Below are 18,194 nucleotides of genomic sequence, written 5' to 3'. Positions count from 1 at the left end.
GCCAAAGGATCACGGCCATGTTCTCGGTGCTCAAACCCCATCGCTGGAAACTCACCCTGCTGTTGCTGGCGGCAAACGCGGGACTGCTGCTGCACCTGGCGTCCGGTGAGTTGAAAAGCGTCAGCGAATGGGTCTGGCTGGACATCATCGGCGAAGGCGGTTCTGCCCTGCTGGCGCTGGTCTGGCTGGGGCTGGTGCTGAAAAGTCGTCCGGCCGGGCGCGTCACCAATTACCTGGCGCTCGGTTTGAGCGGGATCTTTTTCTCCTGGTGGATCGACAGCCTCGACGAGTTCATCCGCCTGCCCGACAGTATTACCTGGGACCACTGGCTGGAATCCGGGCCAATGCCGGTGGGCATGATTCTGCTGACCCTCGGCATTTATCACTGGCACCGCGAACAACTGGCGATCAGCGCGCAAATGGAGAAGCGCGAAAAGCTGTTCCGCGAACACCGACTGTTCGACAAGCTCACGCCCCTGGGTGGCGCCGACTACCTCAAGCGCCAGCTGACCGCCAGTCTCGAAGAGAGTCAGCAGCAACAACAGCCGCTGTCGCTGCTGGCGCTGGACGTCGATGACTTCACCGCGATCAACCAGACCTTCGGCCATGCCGAAGGCGACGCAGTGTTGCAGGCCCTGAGCCATTTGCTGCTGCTCAACCTGCGCCGCCAGGACTTGCTCTGCCGACTGGCCGGCGACCGTTTCGTGGTGCTGCTGCCCAACACCGGCGAAAGCCAGGCACGGCTCCTGGCGCTGGAGCTGCAACAGGCGGTTCAAGGCCTGGCGCACAAAACCCGGCAGCACGGCGAACGTGTGCACCTGTCGGCCAGCACTGCCGTGGTCATGGCCGTCAACGAGACGCCAGAGGCCCTGCTCAAACGCCTCAACCTCGCGCTGGCACGTGTCAGGCAGCCGCTGGCAAAAACGGCCTGAGGCGCGCCCATGACCCTGAAAACCACCTGGTACGAAAACGACAGCCGTTTCATTCCCGGGCATTACCAGCCTGCGACGCTGATCGATCTCGCCCTGTCGCGCGACATCGACAGCCATCGCTTGCTGCGCGGAACCGGTCTGTTTCACGAAGACATTCTCGCCGGTCAGACCCGCCTCAGCCCGCAGCAGTTTTTCGGTTTGATCAGCAACAGCCGACGCTTGCTGGATGCCGACGACAGCAGTTTCCTGTTTGGCCAGCGCTTGCTGCCGGGGCACTACGGCCCGGCCAGCCACGCCTTGCGCCATGCGCAAAACCTGCACCAGGCCCTCGACACGCTGGTGCAACAACAGGCGCTGCTCAGCCCGCTGGTGACACCGCGGCTGGTGGTCGATGAAAAACACGCCTGGGTCTATTGGCTGGACAGTTGCGGGGCCGGCGAGCAATGGCGTTTCCTGCTGGAAGCGAGCATGACGTCACTGGTGGCCATGAGTCGGGCAATGAGCGGCCAGCGCCTGCCGTGGGAGTGCAGTTTCAGCCATGCCGAGCCGCGTTATGTCGAGCAGTATTGGGTGCATCTGGGCGAGGACACGCAGTTCAAACGCCCGCTGGACCTGATGCGCATCCCCCGGGAATACCTCGCGCTGGCCTGGCCCGCGGCGTCGGCCACCGCCGGCCAGGTCGCCCGCCAGGAAGCCCAGGGGCAAATCGATCAATTGGGTTTTTCCTCAAGTTTCGTCGATGGTCTCTATCGCTACCTGCAAACCCATGTGCGACAAGCGCCGAGCCTCGAACAGGCGGCCCAGGCCTTTGCCATGAGCCCGGCCACGCTTAAGCGCAAACTGCAAAAACACGACACAGGTTTTCAGCAACAGGCAGACCTGGTGCGCAAGCACGTGGCGCTGTACCTGTATCAGATCAAGGGCTTCAGCAATGAAGAAGTCGCGGAGTACTTGAGCTTCAACGATGCGGCGAACTTCCGGCGATCGTTCAAACGCTGGACCGGCACCACACCGAACCTGATCCGCCAGCTGTTCACGTCGGGCTAGGACGCCCATGAAAAAGCCCAACCTGAACAGGTTGGGCCGAGGTATCGAACATGTGTCCTTTCATTGGCGCGTATCCATCATTTTGTCGGCGAGCGCCTTGGCTCTTTCAATCAACAGATTCTGCCTGTCCTCATGAGTAGCCCCTCCTACCACCGGCGCCGTCAGATTGCTTTCCGCAATCAGGGCAGAGCAGAAATATTGATCCCAGACGGTTTTGTCCGCGGATGTCTGTGCGGTCATTCGGTCGGCAATCATGGTGCGGCTCCTTTTGATGAAGTGCCCTGCCAGTTTACGCCCGATTCGGGTGCTGCAAACGGTCACCATTCGTCGCCTCGAAGCCTCCGTCATAAAATTGCCACAGCCTCTGGCTCAAGCTTTGCAGACGCTGCCGTAGCGGCCCAAGAACGACGTAATTCTGACGTCGCCGCCCTCATCTATACTCACCGACACCAGCGAGACGCTGGGTCATCCGCCCTGGAGATGTACCGTGTCAACTCTCAGTGAAATCGCAGCGAATCACGCGAAAATGTTGCAAAGCCTGGCGGGAGAGTCGACCGAAATGTGTGAACGCCAACCGATTGTGGTGGGCAGTTTCGAAGTCTCCTCGATTGAAGAACAACCTCGCGTGCCGCTGCATCTGATCGTGAATGCGCAGGACGCCCCGATTGGGTTGGTGGCGGGTTACGCGATCTGACCGCACCGAATTATTACATCGATCCGCGTAGGAGCCGGCTTGCCGGCGATGGCGTCCGTTCAGTCAGCATTTACTTATCTGACACACCGCGATCGTCGGAACGCCGCCCGCAGCAAGCCGGCTCCTACAGTGTGGCACTCGGTAACATCCGGCCCTGTTGCGGTGCGTCTTTTAAATCACTTTTCGCCACGCCTCCCGTCCCGCAAGGCCAAAACGCCCATGGCGTAATTCGTGCATTTAAAACGGATCCCATCCAGCCCGAAGTCGTCATGCGCCCCAAGGAACTCAAACTCTGGACCACCGGCGTCGCCCATCTGCTTGACCTGCCTGCAGGGCATTCGCGGTTGGCGGGCCTGAGCCATTGGTTGCGCCAGGTGTGTCCGGTCGATCATTTCGTGCTGTTCGTCTACGAAGGCAATCACCGGCCATTGGCGCTGTTCGACACCTTCGCCGCCGACAAGCGTGCGGTGTATGTCGATGACTATCAGTGCGGGCCGTATCTGCTCGATCCGTTCTACCTGGCCTGCACCCGTGGGCAGGCGCCCGGGTTGTGGCGTTTGCGTCAGTTTGCGCCCGACCACTTCTACCTCGGCGAGTACTACCTGACCTATTACCAGCAAACCGGCCTGGCGGAAGAAGTGGCGTTTTTCGTCGAGCTGGGCGACGGTGCGATGGCGGTGCTGTCGTTGATGCGCTCTTCCGCCAGCTGTGCGTTCAGTCGTGACGAGATGCAGCTGATCGAGTGCGCGCAAGCCGTGGTCGAACAGGTGATCAACGAAGCCTGGCGTTTGCGTCAGGCCCAGCAGCCGCGCCCTGCGCAGGACCTGGACTACAAGATCCGCGAAGCCTTCGATCAGTTCGGCGCGCACATCCTCACCGGGCGCGAGCAGGAAATCGTCCAGCTGCTGTTGCGCGGTCACTCCAGTGCTTCCGTGGCCGAACAACTGAACATCAGCCCCGGCACGGTGAAGATCCATCGCAAGAACATCTACGCCAAGCTCGGCATCGGCAGCCAGTCCGAACTGCTCGGGCTGTTCATCCGCGACCTCACCGGCCAGGAGCTGGTCGTCGACGCCTGACACCTGAAAACGACTCTATCCCCCAAGGGATATATACAGCGCAAAACCCCCATTGCTAGTTTGGCCCTCGACGCACTGATTCATCACTGCAAGGGAGCCCGCTCGTGAACAACGACAATTCGCCCAGCGATATCGAATTCTGCAATGTGGTCAAACGCTATGGCGAGGTGTCGGCCGTCAACGGGCTGAATTTCGCGGTGCGCCGTGGCTCGTTTCATTCCTTCCTCGGCGGTTCGGGCTGCGGCAAAACCACCACCCTGCGCATGATCGCCGGCTTCGAACAACCCACCAGCGGCGAAGTGAAACTGGCCGGCAAATGCGTCGCCGGCGTGCCGGCCTTCGAGCGGCCGGTGAACATGGTGTTCCAGCATTACGCCCTCTTCCCGCACCTGACGGTGGCGCAGAACATCGCCTACGGCCTGCGTTATCGCACCCCGCGCCCCGACAAAAAACAACAGCTGCGCATGGCCGATGAAGCCCTGGAAATGGTGCGCCTCAGCGGCTTCGGTCAACGCAAACCGAGCGAGCTTTCCGGTGGTCAACAGCAACGCGTCGCCCTCGCCCGGGCCTTGGTCAACAAGCCCACCGTGCTGTTGCTCGACGAACCGCTGGCCGCACTCGATCGCAAGTTGCGCAAGGAGATGCAATCGGAACTGCTGCGCCTGCAACGGGAAGTCGGCATCACCTTTGTGCTGGTCACCCACGACCAGGAAGAAGCGTTGTCGATGAGCGACAGCATCAGCGTGATGCACAACGGCTCGATCATCCAGACCGCCACCCCGGAACAACTCTACGAAGCGCCAGCCAGCCGCTACGTCGCGGATTTCATCGGCGAATCCAACCTGTTCAACGGCACCGTGCGCCACCTTCAGGGCAACTCAGTGGTGCTGCGCACCGAGCAGGGACTGGAACTGACCAGCCCGCTGACGCCCACCGGCAAGGCTTTGAGCGCCGACGCCGCCGGTTGCATCGCCGTGCGCCCGGAGCTGATCAGCATCGCCGCCGCCAACGCCGAACTGGCCCGCGAAGTGAAGCTGCAAGGCTGCGTGGAAGACCGCATCTACCTCGGCAATTCCACCGAGTACCGCGTGCGCACCCAGGCTTTCGGCGTGGTCTGCGTGCGGGTGCCGCGCCAGCAGGATCACGGCGCCAATGCATTCGAACACGGCGCGGCAGTGAGCGTCGGCTGGGATCACGCCAACGGCCTGGCCATGGCGTTGTAAGACATCGAATCAATTCATCAACCGGATGTGGAGCGTGCTATGGACCAGAAGACGTTTATCAAAACCCTGCGCAGCTGGCAGAACGGCTCGATCAGCCGCCGCGAGTTTCTTGGCCGCACCGGCCTGGGGATTGCCGCCGCGGTGGTCGCCACCAACATGCCTGGCTTGCTGACCTCCACCGCGGAGGCGGCCGAGCAAACCAAGCTGGGTGATCGCCTGTCGCTGGCCACCTGGCCGAACTACCACAGCCAGGAAAACCTCGATGCCTTCGGCAAAACCACCGGCGCCCGTGTGTCGATGAGCGTGTTCGGTTCCAACGAAGAAATGCTCGCCAAGTTGCAGGCCGGCGGCAGCGGCTGGGACGTGCTGGTACCGACCAACTACACCATCAGCACCTACGTCGGCCTGGGCCTGATCGAACCGCTGGACCTGTCGCGCATTCCCAATTTCGATGCCTCGGCGTTCCAGCAGAAATTCATGGCCCAGGGCACGGTGGACGGCAAGGTCTACGCGGTGCCGAAAAACTGGGGCACCACCGGCATGCTCTACGACACCGGCAAACTGAAGAACGGCCCCACCAGCTGGAAAGAATTCTGGGCCGCCGCCCAAGGCCCGGCCAGCGGCCGCACGATGGTCCACGATTACCAGCTGACCGCCATCGGCAACGCCCTGAAAAGCTTCGGCTACAGCTTCAACTCCCTCGACCCGAAAGAACTGGCCGACGCCGAAAAACTGCTGATCGAGGTCAAGCCGCACCTGTTCGCGATCAACTCCGACATCCAGCCGTCGATGCGCAGCGGCGATGCCTGGCTGGCCATGTCCTGGACCGGCGACGCCTCGCAGCTGCATCGCGACAACGCGCAGATGCAGTTCGAACTGGGCAAGGAAGGCGGTGAACTCTGGAGCGATTTCTTCGCCATTCCGAAAAGCTCGGAGCACAAGGACGCGGCGTACGCCTTCATCAACTACCTTCTCGATCCGCAGCACAACAAGCTTGAAGTGTTGAGCCACGGCTACCCGAGCGGCGACAAACGCGTCGACGCCCTGTTGCCCACGGCGATGCTCAGCGACCCGATCATGTACCCGGCCGCCGAAGCACTCAGCCCACTGGAATTCGGCGCGGCCGCAACGCTCACCAGCCCGGCACGCGCCGAACTGATGGCGCGTTTCAAGTCCGCCTGATCGCCTGACCATGGCCAACGAGGAGTCACCCATGAACGCCGCCGCCCACCCGCAAACGGTGCAGCCGGGCAGTGCCCTGTCAGTCGAGGTGCGCCAGCGGCGCAGCCTCGGCCGGCGGATCACCCTGCTGATGCTCTTGCCGTCGACCTTGTGGTTCCTGCTGCTGTTGTTGATGCCGCTGGTGATCATTCTGGTGTTCAGCTTCGGCGAGCGCAGTGCCGTGGGCGGGTATGCCGGTGGCTTCACCCTGGCCAACTACCTGAACCTCGGTTCCCGGGGCGCGGCGTTCAGCAACACGCTGATGCTGGCGCCGCTGGGCACGCTGGTATGCCTGGTGGCGGCCTATCCGCTGGCCTATTTCCTCGCGGTCAAGGTCACCCGCAACCGCTCGCTGTTGCTGACGCTGGTGATCGTGCCGTTCTGGACCAGTTTCCTGATCCGCACCTACGCATGGATTTTCATCCTCAGCGGCAAGGGCATTCCGGCCTTGCTCGCTAGCCTTGGCCTGGAAGACGTGCGGCTGATCAACACGCCGTGGGCGGTGCTGATCGGCATCGTCTACGGCTACCTGCCACTGATGGTGTTCCCGATTTACGTCAGCTTGGAAAAGCTCGACAAGCGCTTGCTCGAAGCGTCGGCGGACCTGGGCGCGAGTGCGTTCGAAAGCTTCCGGCGGATCACCCTGCCCCTTTCCGCACCGGGGATCATCACCGGGGTGATGCTGGCGTTCATCCTGTTGATGGGCGAGTTTTTGATCCCGGCGATTCTCGGCGGCGGCAAGGTGTTCTTCGTCGGCAACGCGTTGGTCGACCTGTTCCTGCAATCGCGCAACTGGCCGTTCGGCAGTGCGTTGGCGATGACCCTGGTGGCGATGATGCTGCTGATCATCGGCGTGTATTTGAAACTGGTGGCGCGCTACGGCGGCCGCCCTGCCGACGGAGGGTTGTAACATGTGGCTGCGCAGCTATTCGACTTCGCTGTACCTGTTTCTCTACGCGCCGATCGCCTTGATCGTGCTGTTCAGCTTCAACGCCGGGCGCAGTGGCCTGGCGTTCGAATGCTGCTCGACGCAATGGTTCGGTCGCGCGTTCGGCAACCCGTTCATCATGGAAGCGCTGGGCAACAGCGCGTTCATTGCCTTCACCTCCGCCGTGATCGCGACGCTGTTCGGCACCCTCGCCGTGTTCGGCTTGCAGCGTGCCGGGCCCAAGGTACGCCTGCTGTTCGATGCGCTGACCTATTGCGCGATCATCGTGCCGGGGATCGTCATCGGCATTTCGACCCTGATTGCTTTCATCAGTCTGTTCGACCTGATCAACCCGTTGCTGGCGAGCTGGCTGCCGAATATTCCGCGCCTGAACATGGGCTTCTTCACCGTGATCGCCGCGCACTCGCTGTTCACCATGGCACTGGTCATGGTGATCGTGCGCAGCCGCGTCGACTCGCTGGACAAGGCCTTGCTGGAAGCCTCGGCCGATCTCTACGCACCGCCGATGCAGACGTTCTGGCGGGTGACGTTGCCGCAGATCAGCCCTGCGATCATGGCCGGGTTTCTGCTGGCGTTTACCTTCAGCTTCGACGATTTCATCATCGCGTTCTTCGTCGCCGGTTCCGAGACGACGTTGCCGATCTACATCTTCTCTTCGATCCGCCGTGGCGTGACGCCGGAAATCAACGCGGTGTCGACCGTGATCATCTGCGCCTCGCTGGCCCTGCTCTTCACTTCCCGCTCTCTGCAAAACCGCCGCACCGGCGTCCAGGAGTCTCACCATGCGTGATCAGCTTTACATCAACGGCGAGTGGGTCAGCCCGGACCTGGGCGGTTACCTGGACGTCATCGACCCGGCCACCGGGCAGGTTTTCCATCGGGTCGCGGCGGGCACCGAAGAAGACGTCGACCATGCGGTGCGCGCGGCCCGGCGCGCGTTCGACAACGGCTGGAGCCAGACCACCGGTGCCGAGCGTGCACAGTGGCTGGAAGCGCTGGCCGATGAATTGGAAAGTGGTCAACAGGATCTGGCCGAGCTGGAAGTGCGCGACAACGGCAAACCCTTGCCCGAAGCGCAGTGGGACATTGGCGATGCCATCGGCTGCTTCCGTTATTACGCCGGTTTGGCCCGGGAACTGGATCAGCAGCAGGATCAACCGCTGGCGTTGCCGGATGCGCGCTTTCGCTGCCGCATCCGTCATGAGCCGATCGGTGTCGCCGGGCAGATCATTCCCTGGAACTACCCGCTGTTGATGGCGGCCTGGAAAGTCGCGCCAGCCCTCGCTGCAGGGGCAACGCTGGTGTTGAAGCCGTCCGAATTGACGCCACTCACGGCGCTGGAGCTGGCGGCCGCCGCGGACCGTATTGGTCTGCCGGCCGGGGTGTTGAATGTGGTCAGCGGTCTGGGCGCCGACGCGGGCGGCCCGCTGACCGAGCACCCTGGTGTGGACAAACTGGCCTTCACTGGCAGCGTGCCGACCGGGGCGAAAATCATGTCGGCGGCGGCTCGCGACATTAAAAATATCAGCCTCGAACTGGGCGGCAAGTCGGCGTTTATTGTGTTCGACGATGCCGATGTCGACGCGGCGGTGGAGTGGATTCTGTTCGGGATTTTCTGGAATCAGGGTCAGGTGTGCAGTGCCACTTCACGTTTGCTGGTGCAGGACAACATTGCTGCGCGGTTGATCGAACGACTGGTCGAGGAGACTCGCAAGATCACTATTGGACCGGGTATGGACGCGGGTGTGTTGCTGGGGCCGCTGGTCAGTCAGGGTCAGCATGAGAAGGTGCTGGGGTTCATCGATCAGGGGCTTGCCAGTGGTGCCCGTCTGCTCACAGGAGGTCAGCGGCCAGCGCATTTGCCGGAGGGTTACTTCATCGAACCGGCGATTTTCGACGAGCCTGGGCACAGCAGTATTCTGTGGCGTGAAGAGGTGTTTGGGCCGGTGTTGTGCATCAAGCGCTTCAAGACTGAGGAGCAGGCGGTGCAGATGGCCAATGCCAGTCGCTTTGGTCTGGCTGCGGCGGTGATGAGTGCTGATTTGCAACGGACGGCTCGGGTTGCCAATCAGTTGCGGGCAGGGATTGTGTGGGTCAATTGCTCGCAGCCGACCTTTGTCGAGGCGCCCTGGGGAGGGATGAAACACAGTGGGATCGGGCGGGAGCTGGGGGAATGGGGGCTGCACAATTATCTGGAGGTGAAGCAGGTGACTGAGTATGTCAGTGATCAGCCTTGGGGCTGGTATCTGAAGTAGGCGTCTTTGGGCGATTCAATGTGGGAGCGAGCCTGCTCGCGATGGCTGTGTGTCAGGCGATGTTTTTTTTGAGGGTGTACATATCCGTTGCTGCGGTAACGGCCGCTATTGGTTCCGCCCTTACGGCGGGTCACTTGGAAAAGCCCCAAGTAACCAAGGGCTCTTGCCCCTTTCGTTCGGTGGCTCGCTTAGGCTCGCCATACCCTCGCTCCGGTCCTGCTCCGTGGGCCCGCCGCCATCGGCCATCCATGGCCGGGGGCGGCTAACCCGGCATCCATGCCGGGTTGCCCACTGCGCAGAACCTCCACTCGGCCTCTCGAGGGGGCGTGCACCGCAAGATCAAAAGCGAAAGGCGAGCTGACGCTCGGCCTGATGAGTGGTGAAGATCAAAAGCGTACGCGATCCCTGTAGGAGCCAGCTTGCTGGCGAAAAACGCCCAGACACCGCGTTCATCCAGACAACCCCCGTCATCGTTGACGTCCATCGCCAGCAAGCTGGCTCCTACAGTTTTGACCGTGTGAACCCAATCCCCCTGTAGGAGCGAGCCTGCTCGCGAAAAACGCCCAAACACCGCACTCATCCAGACAGCCCGCGTCATCGTTAACGTCCATCGCCGGCAAGCTGGCTCCTACAATTTTGACCGTGTGAACCCAATCCCCGTGTAGGAGCGAGCCTGCTCGCGAAAAACGCCAAGACACCGCGTTCATCCAGACAACCCGCGTCATCGTTCACGTCCATCGCCAGCAAGCTGGCTCCTACAGTTTTGACCGTGTGAACCCAATCCCCTGTAGGAGCGAGCCTGCTCGCGAAAAACGCCAATACACCGCGTTCATCCAGACAACCCGCGTCATCGTTCACGTCCATCGCCAGCAAGCTGGCTCCTACAATCTTGAACGTGTGAACCCAATCCCCTGTAGGAGCGAGCCTGCTCGCGAAAAACGCCAAGACACCGCGTTCATCCAGACAACCCGCGTCATCGTTCACGTCCATCGCCAGCAAGCTGGCTCCTACAATTTTGCACGTGTGAACCCCATCCCCTGTAGGAGCGAGCCTGCTCGCGAAAAACGCCAAGACACCGCGTTCATCCAGACAACCCGCGTCATCGTTCACGTCCATCGCCAGCAAGCTGGCTCCTACAAGGGAAATGCATGTGTGTTTGGAGAAATACGATCAACTGTAGGAGCCGGCTTGCTGGCGATGGCGGTGGGTCAGACAACGAATGTATTGACTGGACGGCCCCCATCGCCAGCAAGCCGGCTCCTACAGAGGATCGGTGTACATATCCGGATATGAGGGTACGCGAACACAAGAGAGCCAGGTCGGCCTTAAGGCCGCCTCGGCGGCTGTGGCGGTGGTCGCCCCCTCGAGAGGCCGAGTGGAGGTTCTGCGCAGTGGGCAACCCGGCATGGATGCCGGGTTAGCCGCGCACGGCCAGGGATGGCCGATCGCGGCGTGCCCACGGAGCAGGACCGGAACGAGGGGATGCCGAGCCATGGCGAGGCACCGAACGAAAGGGGCAAAAGCGCTTGGTTACTTGGCGCTTTTCCAAGTAACTCGCCGTAAGGGCGAAACCGTCAGCCGCAGTTACCGCAGCAACGGATATACCCCCCATTCAATCAAGCAGGCCAACCGTACCCTCACCCCAAATACCACCCCCAAGCCTCACCGCTATATCGGGTAATCTGCTTGGTCTCCAGATAATTGTTAAACCCCCACTCCCCCAACTCCCGCCCGATCCCGCTCTGCTTGTAACCACCCCAAGGCGCCTCGACAAAAGTCGGTTGCGAACAATTGACCCAGACAATCCCCGCCCGAAAACGCCGCGCCACCCGTTCACAACGCGGAATGTCCCGGGACATCACCGCCGCCGCCAACCCGAACGGCGAGTCATTCGCCAGGCGTATCGCCTCCGCCTCGCTGTCAAACGCACGCAAACACACCACCGGGCCAAAGATCTCCTCGCGCCACACCGAACTCTCTTCAGGCACATCGGCGAAAATCGCCGGGGTCAGGTAATACCCCTTCGGCAAATGCGCCGGACGCGTACCGCCGAACACCAGCCGCGCGCCCTCTTGCTGACCCAGCGCAATGGCATCGAGCACCTTGTCCAGTTGCCCCTGACTCACCAGCGGCCCAAGTTTCACCCCCTCGGCAAAACCCTGGCCGATCTGGATCTGTTCCGTCGCCGCGACCAACCGCTCCAGCAAGGCCGGGTACAACGCACGCTCCACCAACACCCGTGAAGTCGCCGAACACACCTGCCCCTGGTTCCAGAAAATCCCGAACAGAATCCATTCCACCGCCGCGTCGAGATCGCTGTCGGCGAAGATCACGAACGGCGATTTTCCGCCCAGTTCCAGGCTGATGTTTTTGATCTCGGCCGCCGCCGCTTGCATGATCTTGCGCCCGGTCGGCACGCTGCCGGTGAAGGCGATCTTGTCGACGTCCGGGTGTTCAGCCAGTGGCGCGCCAGCCTCGCGCCCCAGCCCGCTGACGACGTTCAGCACACCCGCCGGCAACCCGGCCTGATCGGCAATCCCGGCCAGTTCTAGGGCGGTCAGTGGCGTCAATTCCGAAGGCTTTAGCACCACCGTGCAACCCGCCGCCAGCGCCGGGGCGACTTTCCACGACGCCATCAACATCGGGAAATTCCACGGGATAATCGCGGCAACCACACCGACAGGCTCCTTGATCACCGAAGAGCTGAAGCGCTCATCGGGCAGCTTGATCGCCTGTTCGCTGTGTTGATCCGAGCCTTCCGCCAACCCGGCATAAAAGTCGAAACAACCGGCGGTGTCGGCGATGTCCCACAGGGCTTCCGGCAGCGGCTTGCCGTTGTCCCGCACCTCGATGGCGGCCAGTTCGTCCTGCCGCGCGCGGATGCCGTCAGCGATTCTGCGCAGCACTTGCGCACGCTGTGCACCGCTCCAGCGTGGCCAGTCACCTTCGTCGAACGCCTTGCGCGCGGCGGCGACGGCCAGGTCGATGTCTTCCGCCGTGGCGGCGGCGACCTGGGCCAGCACCGACTCATCGCTAGGGTCAAACGCCTCGAAAACGCCGCGCTGCACCGGTGCGATCCACTCGCCGCCGATGTACAGCCGTTGATAGTCACGCATGGCAAACTCCTTCACTCACCGGCTGCTCCAGCCGAATATTCTCCAGGCGACTGAACGCGTCGACCCGCACCCCGCTGCCCACGCTCACGCCCGGGCCAAACACCACGCACGGCTCGACGCGCACGTCCGTGGCCAGCTCCGTATCAGCGCTGAAAAACACCGTGTCCGCCGCCACCAGGCTGACACCCGATTGCATGACCGCACGGCGTCGGCGCTGCTGGAACAGCTGTTCAGCCACGTGCAATTGCTCGCGATCGTTGACCCCGAGCACTTCCGTCTCATCCACCTCGACGGCCGTAACGGTCAGGCCCGCATGGTTGGCAGTCGCCACCGCATCGGTGAGGTAATACTCGCCCTGGGCGTTTTGATTGCCGATGCGCTCCAGCAGCCAGAGGCAAGTGTCCGCACGCAATCCCATGACGCCACCGTTGCAAAAGTTGACCTCAAGCTCCTGCGCACTGGCGTCCTTGGCTTCGCGAATCGCCAGCAAGCGCCCCTCTTCCACCAGCAAGCGCCCGTACGGGCCCGGCTGTTCAGTGTGAAATCCCGCGACCGCGACCGCGGCACCGTCGATCAACGCCTGGCGCAGTTGCATCAAGGTCTGCGCGCTGATCAACGGCGAATCACCAAACAGCACCAGCACGCAACCCTGTTCGTGAGCCTGTAATGCCGCCCGCGCGGCGAGCAGCGCATGGGCCGTGCCCAGCTGTTCGAGCTGGGTGAAGGTCCGCGCGGTCGGCGCCGCCTGTTTCAAATAATCGGCTACCGCCCGGCTGCCAGCGCCGAGCACCACCGCGCATTGCTCGATGTTCGCCGCTTCGACCGCCGCCAGCACATGACCGAGCAGCGGGCGATTGCCCACCAGGTGCATGACTTTCGGCAGCTGCGAACGCATGCGCGTGCCCTGCCCGGCGGCGAGGATCACCGCCAGGGTCGGCCAGGAAATGTTGTCGCTCATGGCGACCCTCCCCAAGAGTTAAACCTGATCGCGATAGAACACGTCGTCGGCGTACGGGTACCACCAGTCCTGAATCTTCGGCTGGTGATCGATGATGACCATTTTCGAGCGCCGGAATGCTTCCAGGCCTTGACGCCCAAGTTCGCGGCCCAGGCCGGACGCCTTCCAGCCGCCAAACGGCAGCGCGTCGTTGTCGATCAGCGGGTTGTTGACCCAGACCATCCCGGCTTCGAGACGTTCGGCAGCCTCCATGGCTTCGGCGAGGTCGATGGAGAACAGCGACGCGCCCAGCCCGAAGGGCGAATCGTTGGCCAGACGCACCGCTTCGTCGAAATCACCGACACGGCAGATCGCCGCGACCGGGCCGAAACACTCTTCCTGAAGAATCGCCATGTCGCCGGTCACGCCGGTGAGGATGGTCGGCTCGTAGAACCAACCGACCGTGTGCTGCGGCGGAATCCGTCCACCACACACCAGCGTGGCGCCTTTGGCCACGGCGTCGTCGACCAGGCGCATGACTTTGTTGCGCGCGGCTTCGCTGACCATCGGCCCGATTTCCGTATGTTCCAGGCCATGGCCAATACGCAGCGCGCGGGTGCGCTCGGCGAACTTCGCGACGAACTCGTCGTGGATGTCATCGACCACGTAGAAGCGTTCCGCCGAGGTACAGATCTGCCCGCTCAGGTGGAACGCGGCGGTCACCGCGCCTGCCGCCGCGACGTCCAGCGGCGCGTGTTTGGAGATGATCAACGGGTCGCTGCCACCGGCCTCGATCACGCACGGCTTCATCTGTTCGGCACAGGCCACCGCCACCGCTTTGCCCGCCGCGACACTGCCGGTAAACGCCACGGCGTGAGTGCCGGTGGATTTCACCAGCCATTGCGCGGTCTGCGCATCGCCCGGCACACAGGACACCAGCCCCGACATCAACGAGGTGAAATGCTCCATGAACTTGAGCGTGCACAGGGTCGTCGCTTCTGCCGGTTTGATGATGCAGGCGTTGCCCGCCGCCAACGAAGCCGCGACCGTCCAGCACATCAACAGGATCGGAAAGTTGAACGGCATGATGTGCACGCTGACGCCATAGGGCTCATAACGCACGTGCTGGAACGAGCCGATCTGGGTGGTGCCGGCGACCTTGCCGGCGTCGTCCCGAGCCATTTCCGCGTAGTAGCGGAAGATTGGCGCGCAGTTGGCCAGTTCACCCGTGGCTTCGGGGAACGGCTTGCCCATTTCCAGGGTCATCAACCGCGCCACTTCACGGTTGCAGGCAACGTCCTGTTCGATGGCATTGGCCAGTTGATGCAAACGGGCGGCGCGGCTTTTCGCGTCGATCAGCCGCCACTGTTTTTGCGCGGCGGTGGCGGCGTCGACGGCGGCTTGCACGTCGGCTTCACCCGCAATGCCGACCTGCCCGACCGGTTGCAGGGTTGCCGGGTCAAGCACTTCGCGGGTGCGCGCATTCGTCAGTGGCAGGAATTCGGAGTTGATGAAACGCAAGGCAGCGTCAGTGTTAAAGGTGGCCATGGGCAGATCCTTGAACCAGTCGATAAGGGGTTTCGCGCAACATCGCGAGGGTTGCGGCCGGCAGTTCATCGCGCCAGCCCGGCACATGCCCGTTGAGCCATGCGCGTAGCGGTGCAAAGGCTTCGGCGTCGAGCGCGCGGACAAACAGCCCGAGGGTGCGCGGCAGATGCGCCAGGTACGCGTGCTTGCCATCGCGGCCCGCCAGGCGCACAAAAATCCCCAGCACCTTGGCGTGGCGCTGGGCGGCCAGCCGCCGGTAATCCTCGAGAAAACGCGGTGCATCGAGTTCCGGGCGTTGCATCAGGTAATGGGTCAACAGCGCCACGCGCAGTGCTTCCGGTACATCGCGGCGGGCGTCTTCGAGCAATGACATCAAGTCGTACGCCGCCGCGCCGATCAAGGCATCCTGGAAATCCAGCAGGCCGCAGGCCGCCACACCTTCGCGGCCTTCGAGCAGCATCAGGTTGTCGACGTGGAAGTCGCGCAACACCAGCGCTTCACGACGCTGCGCGACATCGCCACAGGCTTCGGCGAACAGCGCCAGAAACGACTCGCGCAGGCCCAACGCCGCGTCCTTGCCAATCAGCAACGGCGCGTACCAATCGATGAACAGCGCACACTCGTCACTCAGTTGCCCGGCGTCATAGGGCGCCAGTTCGGCCGTGGACGGTGCGCGATGCAACGCCACCAGCGCATCGACCGCCAGCCGATACAACGCCGCTTGTGGATGCCCCGCCGCCAGCAAACGGGTGTAGGTGTCGTGACCGAAATCTTCGATCAACGCCAGCCCCGCCACCTCGTCGACCTGCAACAGGGCCGGCGCGGAAAGCCCCAGGCCGTGCAAGTGCCGGGCAACCTGGACAAACGGCCCGATCGGCTCGCTGTGCGGTGGCGAATCCATCAGCAGCAAGCCTTCACCGCTCAAACGGAAATAGCGCCGGGTCGAAGCATCCGCCGGCAACGCGATCAGTGGCGCCCCGGCGAAACCGGCACGCGCCAGGAAGGCAGCGCGCTGGGCTTCGCGGTCGGGCGATGACGCACGTGTCTCAGTCATGGCATTCACCGGATCATGTAGACCTTTTTCACCGTCTCGTGGACGGTGCACACGCCTTTCCAGTCCTTGCGGAAAAAGGCTGCGGTGTCGGGCTTGATCTCGATCACTTCGCCGGATTCGTGGACGTAGGTGCAGCGGCCTTCGAGGAAATGGCAGAACTCGTCGCTGGTGACGTGGCAAAACCATTTGCCCGGCGTGCAGATCCACACACCGCACTCGGACTGGCCTTCGGGGCCTTTGTGCAGCACCACGCCGGAGACACGGGATTCGCCTTCGAGCATGGTCGGGATCACGCCCCAGTCTTTGACGTCGGTGATGCTCAGCGGGTTGTACAGGAACGGGGTAATCATTGGTTTTCTCCACATAAATTGGTTTTTTGTAGGAGCCAGCTTGCTGGCGATGGACGTCAACGATGACGCGTGCTGTCTGCATGACCGCGTCGTCCAAACGTTTTTCGCGAGCAGGCTCGCTCCCACAGGGCATTTCGGATTCAGGCCAGCATGTAAACGTTGCGCAGGGTTTCCCGGACGTGGCATTCGCCGGTCCAGCCGGCCGGGAACAGCACCAGGGTGTTGGGGCGAATCTCGATCACTTCGCCGTTGTCATTGCGGTACGTGGCCTCGCCCGCGAGGAAATGGCACAGCTCATCGCGCGGGATCGACAACCGCCAGCGCCCGGGCGTACACACCCAGAGCCCGGTTTCAGGGCTGTTGTTCGGGCCTTTGAACAGCAACCGCCCGCTGGAGTGCGAGACGCCTTCGACCGCGTCGCTCTGTACGCCCCAGTCCACCAGGTCGGTGCGGCTGCTGACGGCTTCGAGGTAAGGCGTGATACCCGCCGTGGTGTTTGCATCAGGCATCGTTAAGCACCTTGTCGAGAATGGCGGCCGCGTCTGCCGGCCCTTTGCGTGATTGCATCTGCGCGCTGGTGCGCTGCAGACGTTGGCGCATCGCCTCATCGCTGAGGCACGCCGCGAGTTTTTCCGCCAGCTGCGCTTCGTTCCACTCGTAGCGATCGAGCTTGAAGCCGTGGCCGCTTTCTTCGGCGCGCATGGCGTTGTCGTGACCGTCCCAGACATAGGACATGACGATCGCCGGCTTACCGAAAAACAGGCACTCGGTGAAGCTGTTGTTGCCGCCGTGATGGATCACCGCATCGACCTGGGCAATTACCGACGGTTGCGGGAACCAGTTGGAGATCAGCACGTTGTCGGGCAGGTCCGGGTATTCGTCGAGGTGCTCGCCGACGTTGAACAACGCGCGGTACGGCAACTTGCCGACGGCACTGATCAGACGCTGCAGCAGGTCGACGTCGCCCGAACCGAGGCTGCCGAAACTGACGTAGAGCAACGGCTTGTCGTTGTTGGCGCGGAACTCGGGAATCTCGTAGGAAGTGTCGTGACGCACGCAGCCTTGCAGGTAATGGAAGCGCTCCGGCGGCAGTGGATGACGGCGCTCGAACTTGACCGCGTCCGGGTACAGCAACAGGTTCATGTAAGGCGAGGCTTCGAAGAACGTGCCCAGCGGATACGGCTGCTCGCCATGGGCTTGCAGGAACTGGTTGAAGTCTTCGTGAATCGGCCCGACCACCTCTTCGAAACGCTGGCGGAAACGCGCATGGCCGGCCTTGTCGTCGACGCTCATGCCCGACAGGTGCGGCGGGATATCCGGGTCTTCGATCTCGTTTTCCGAGCAGGAAATGATCCGCACCCAGGGCTTGCCGTATTGCTTGATCGCGGGGAACAGGATCACGTTGTCGACGCAGATCAGGTCGGGTTTGACCTTGTCCAGCACCGCCGGCAAATCCTTCTGTGCCCACTTCGCCGTGTCGACGATGGCGGCCCAGCATTCCTTCACGTAGTTGTCGATCTGCTCCAGAGGGGTTTTGCGGAAATTGGGAATGTGGCCGTTGATGAAGTCGACCCAGTAGCGGGCCATTTCTTCGGCCGGCATCGGCGCGGACATGTTGACCATGTGTTCTTCAAAACCATACCCGGCGTACACGCCGCTCATGCCGGGGTCGGTGAGGAACACCGCCTTGTGGCCGAGGGCTTCGCACGCCTGGGCGATACCGACTGAGTTCAGCGCCGGGCCATAGGCGGCTTCCGGAAAGAAGGCGATCACTTTCTGTTTCATCGAG

At 62.3% G+C, this 18,194-nt stretch carries 18 protein-coding genes; 9 read left to right on the top strand and 9 right to left on the bottom strand.

Annotation, left to right across the window (positions count from 1 at the left end; all coding sequences use genetic code 11):
- The first annotated feature begins 17 nt into the window (after positions 1-17).
- Both ACF6ZU_RS22850 and ACF6ZU_RS22845 read left to right on the top strand, forming a co-directional pair.
- Positions 18-932 carry a GGDEF domain-containing protein gene (locus ACF6ZU_RS22850; RefSeq protein WP_392887222.1) on the top strand — a complete coding sequence of 305 codons (915 nt, stop codon included), beginning with the start codon at positions 18-20 and terminating at the stop codon, positions 930-932.
- A 9-nt stretch (positions 933-941) separates the two neighbouring features.
- Positions 942-1,979 carry an AraC family transcriptional regulator ligand-binding domain-containing protein gene (locus tag ACF6ZU_RS22845; protein WP_392887220.1) on the top strand — a complete coding sequence of 346 codons (1,038 nt, stop codon included), beginning with the start codon at positions 942-944 and terminating at the stop codon, positions 1,977-1,979.
- 60 nt (positions 1,980-2,039) lie between these two features.
- On the opposite strand, the gene ACF6ZU_RS22840 is transcribed toward ACF6ZU_RS22845, so the two are convergent.
- Complete coding sequence (locus ACF6ZU_RS22840) at positions 2,040-2,234, bottom strand: hypothetical protein (protein ID WP_392887218.1); 195 nt, start codon at positions 2,232-2,234, stop codon at positions 2,040-2,042.
- A 232-nt stretch (positions 2,235-2,466) separates the two neighbouring features.
- Between ACF6ZU_RS22840 and ACF6ZU_RS22835 the strand changes: the two genes are divergently transcribed.
- The 7 genes from ACF6ZU_RS22835 (at position 2,467) to ACF6ZU_RS22805 (ending at position 9,400) form a co-directional block, all read left to right on the top strand.
- The gene (locus tag ACF6ZU_RS22835; protein WP_392887216.1) at positions 2,467-2,673 is read left to right on the top strand and encodes a hypothetical protein; all 207 of its coding nucleotides are present in this window, start codon (positions 2,467-2,469) and stop codon (positions 2,671-2,673) included.
- Positions 2,674-2,942: 269 nt separating this feature from the next.
- Positions 2,943-3,752, top strand: a complete 810-nt coding sequence (locus tag ACF6ZU_RS22830) for a response regulator transcription factor (RefSeq protein WP_392887215.1) — start codon at positions 2,943-2,945, stop codon at positions 3,750-3,752.
- 104 nt (positions 3,753-3,856) lie between these two features.
- Positions 3,857-4,975 carry an ABC transporter ATP-binding protein gene (locus tag ACF6ZU_RS22825; RefSeq protein ID WP_392887214.1) on the top strand — a complete coding sequence of 373 codons (1,119 nt, stop codon included), beginning with the start codon at positions 3,857-3,859 and terminating at the stop codon, positions 4,973-4,975.
- A 39-nt stretch (positions 4,976-5,014) separates the two neighbouring features.
- Positions 5,015-6,157: a PotD/PotF family extracellular solute-binding protein gene (locus tag ACF6ZU_RS22820; protein WP_392887212.1), complete on the top strand. Its 1,143-nt coding sequence runs from the start codon at positions 5,015-5,017 to the stop codon at positions 6,155-6,157.
- A 31-nt stretch (positions 6,158-6,188) separates the two neighbouring features.
- Positions 6,189-7,106 carry an ABC transporter permease gene (locus ACF6ZU_RS22815; protein WP_392887210.1) on the top strand — a complete coding sequence of 306 codons (918 nt, stop codon included), beginning with the start codon at positions 6,189-6,191 and terminating at the stop codon, positions 7,104-7,106.
- Position 7,107: 1 nt separating this feature from the next.
- Positions 7,108-7,935, top strand: a complete 828-nt coding sequence (locus tag ACF6ZU_RS22810; protein ID WP_392887208.1) for an ABC transporter permease — start codon at positions 7,108-7,110, stop codon at positions 7,933-7,935.
- Positions 7,928-9,400, top strand: coding sequence for an aldehyde dehydrogenase family protein (locus ACF6ZU_RS22805; RefSeq protein ID WP_392887206.1), 1,473 nt, complete (start codon positions 7,928-7,930; stop codon positions 9,398-9,400). The genes ACF6ZU_RS22810 and ACF6ZU_RS22805 overlap by 8 nt, the downstream gene beginning before the upstream one ends.
- Positions 9,401-10,000: 600 nt before the next feature.
- On the opposite strand, the gene ACF6ZU_RS22800 is transcribed toward ACF6ZU_RS22805, so the two are convergent.
- The 8 genes from ACF6ZU_RS22800 to ACF6ZU_RS22765 all read right to left on the bottom strand — a co-directional run bounded on the left by ACF6ZU_RS22800 (position 10,001) and on the right by ACF6ZU_RS22765 (position 18,190).
- A complete protein-coding gene (locus ACF6ZU_RS22800; RefSeq protein ID WP_392887204.1) occupies positions 10,001-10,516 on the bottom strand; it encodes a hypothetical protein in 516 nt (171 codons plus the stop codon).
- Between the two features lie 521 nt (positions 10,517-11,037).
- Positions 11,038-12,516 carry an aldehyde dehydrogenase family protein gene (locus ACF6ZU_RS22795; RefSeq protein WP_392887202.1) on the bottom strand — a complete coding sequence of 493 codons (1,479 nt, stop codon included), beginning with the start codon at positions 12,514-12,516 and terminating at the stop codon, positions 11,038-11,040.
- Positions 12,509-13,474, bottom strand: coding sequence for an NTP transferase domain-containing protein (locus ACF6ZU_RS22790; protein WP_392887200.1), 966 nt, complete (start codon positions 13,472-13,474; stop codon positions 12,509-12,511). Before ACF6ZU_RS22790 ends, ACF6ZU_RS22795 begins: the two co-directional genes overlap by 8 nt.
- Before the next feature lie 18 nt (positions 13,475-13,492).
- Positions 13,493-15,001, bottom strand: coding sequence for an aldehyde dehydrogenase family protein (locus ACF6ZU_RS22785; protein ID WP_392887198.1), 1,509 nt, complete (start codon positions 14,999-15,001; stop codon positions 13,493-13,495).
- Positions 14,988-16,055 carry an aminoglycoside phosphotransferase family protein gene (locus ACF6ZU_RS22780; protein WP_392887197.1) on the bottom strand — a complete coding sequence of 356 codons (1,068 nt, stop codon included), beginning with the start codon at positions 16,053-16,055 and terminating at the stop codon, positions 14,988-14,990. Before ACF6ZU_RS22780 ends, ACF6ZU_RS22785 begins: the two co-directional genes overlap by 14 nt.
- Positions 16,056-16,060: 5 nt before the next feature.
- Positions 16,061-16,405 (bottom strand): cupin domain-containing protein, encoded by a 345-nt coding sequence (locus tag ACF6ZU_RS22775; RefSeq protein WP_392887195.1) that lies wholly within the window; start codon positions 16,403-16,405, stop codon positions 16,061-16,063.
- 140 nt (positions 16,406-16,545) lie between these two features.
- Positions 16,546-16,914 (bottom strand): cupin domain-containing protein, encoded by a 369-nt coding sequence (locus ACF6ZU_RS22770; RefSeq protein WP_392887193.1) that lies wholly within the window; start codon positions 16,912-16,914, stop codon positions 16,546-16,548.
- A complete protein-coding gene (locus tag ACF6ZU_RS22765; RefSeq protein ID WP_392887192.1) occupies positions 16,907-18,190 on the bottom strand; it encodes a nucleotide disphospho-sugar-binding domain-containing protein in 1,284 nt (427 codons plus the stop codon). The genes ACF6ZU_RS22770 and ACF6ZU_RS22765 overlap by 8 nt, the downstream gene beginning before the upstream one ends.
- Positions 18,191-18,194 lie beyond the last annotated feature (4 nt).

This window comes from Pseudomonas migulae, assembly GCF_043225285.1.
Classification (GTDB): domain Bacteria; phylum Pseudomonadota; class Gammaproteobacteria; order Pseudomonadales; family Pseudomonadaceae; genus Aquipseudomonas; species Aquipseudomonas migulae_C.
This window is presented reverse-complemented; position numbering and strand designations above follow the sequence as displayed.

What these genes read in the sequence shown, in the direction of transcription:
- ACF6ZU_RS22810 (WP_392887208.1), top strand. Translation starts at nt 7,108, where the DNA reads ATGTGGCTGCGCAGCTATTCGACTTCGCTGTACCTGTTTCTCTACGCG.
- ACF6ZU_RS22800 (WP_392887204.1), bottom strand. Translation starts at nt 10,516, where the DNA reads ATGGACGTGAACGATGACGCGGGTTGTCTGGATGAACGCGGTGTCTTG.
- ACF6ZU_RS22850 (WP_392887222.1), top strand. Translation starts at nt 18, where the DNA reads ATGTTCTCGGTGCTCAAACCCCATCGCTGGAAACTCACCCTGCTGTTG.
- ACF6ZU_RS22770 (WP_392887193.1), bottom strand. Translation starts at nt 16,914, where the DNA reads ATGCCTGATGCAAACACCACGGCGGGTATCACGCCTTACCTCGAAGCC.
- ACF6ZU_RS22805 (WP_392887206.1), top strand. Translation starts at nt 7,928, where the DNA reads ATGCGTGATCAGCTTTACATCAACGGCGAGTGGGTCAGCCCGGACCTG.
- ACF6ZU_RS22780 (WP_392887197.1), bottom strand. Translation starts at nt 16,055, where the DNA reads ATGACTGAGACACGTGCGTCATCGCCCGACCGCGAAGCCCAGCGCGCT.
- ACF6ZU_RS22840 (WP_392887218.1), bottom strand. Translation starts at nt 2,234, where the DNA reads ATGATTGCCGACCGAATGACCGCACAGACATCCGCGGACAAAACCGTC.
- ACF6ZU_RS22795 (WP_392887202.1), bottom strand. Translation starts at nt 12,516, where the DNA reads ATGCGTGACTATCAACGGCTGTACATCGGCGGCGAGTGGATCGCACCG.
- ACF6ZU_RS22815 (WP_392887210.1), top strand. Translation starts at nt 6,189, where the DNA reads ATGAACGCCGCCGCCCACCCGCAAACGGTGCAGCCGGGCAGTGCCCTG.
- ACF6ZU_RS22830 (WP_392887215.1), top strand. Translation starts at nt 2,943, where the DNA reads ATGCGCCCCAAGGAACTCAAACTCTGGACCACCGGCGTCGCCCATCTG.
- ACF6ZU_RS22845 (WP_392887220.1), top strand. Translation starts at nt 942, where the DNA reads ATGACCCTGAAAACCACCTGGTACGAAAACGACAGCCGTTTCATTCCC.
- ACF6ZU_RS22785 (WP_392887198.1), bottom strand. Translation starts at nt 15,001, where the DNA reads ATGGCCACCTTTAACACTGACGCTGCCTTGCGTTTCATCAACTCCGAA.
- ACF6ZU_RS22820 (WP_392887212.1), top strand. Translation starts at nt 5,015, where the DNA reads ATGGACCAGAAGACGTTTATCAAAACCCTGCGCAGCTGGCAGAACGGC.
- ACF6ZU_RS22775 (WP_392887195.1), bottom strand. Translation starts at nt 16,405, where the DNA reads ATGATTACCCCGTTCCTGTACAACCCGCTGAGCATCACCGACGTCAAA.
- ACF6ZU_RS22765 (WP_392887192.1), bottom strand. Translation starts at nt 18,190, where the DNA reads ATGAAACAGAAAGTGATCGCCTTCTTTCCGGAAGCCGCCTATGGCCCG.
- ACF6ZU_RS22790 (WP_392887200.1), bottom strand. Translation starts at nt 13,474, where the DNA reads ATGAGCGACAACATTTCCTGGCCGACCCTGGCGGTGATCCTCGCCGCC.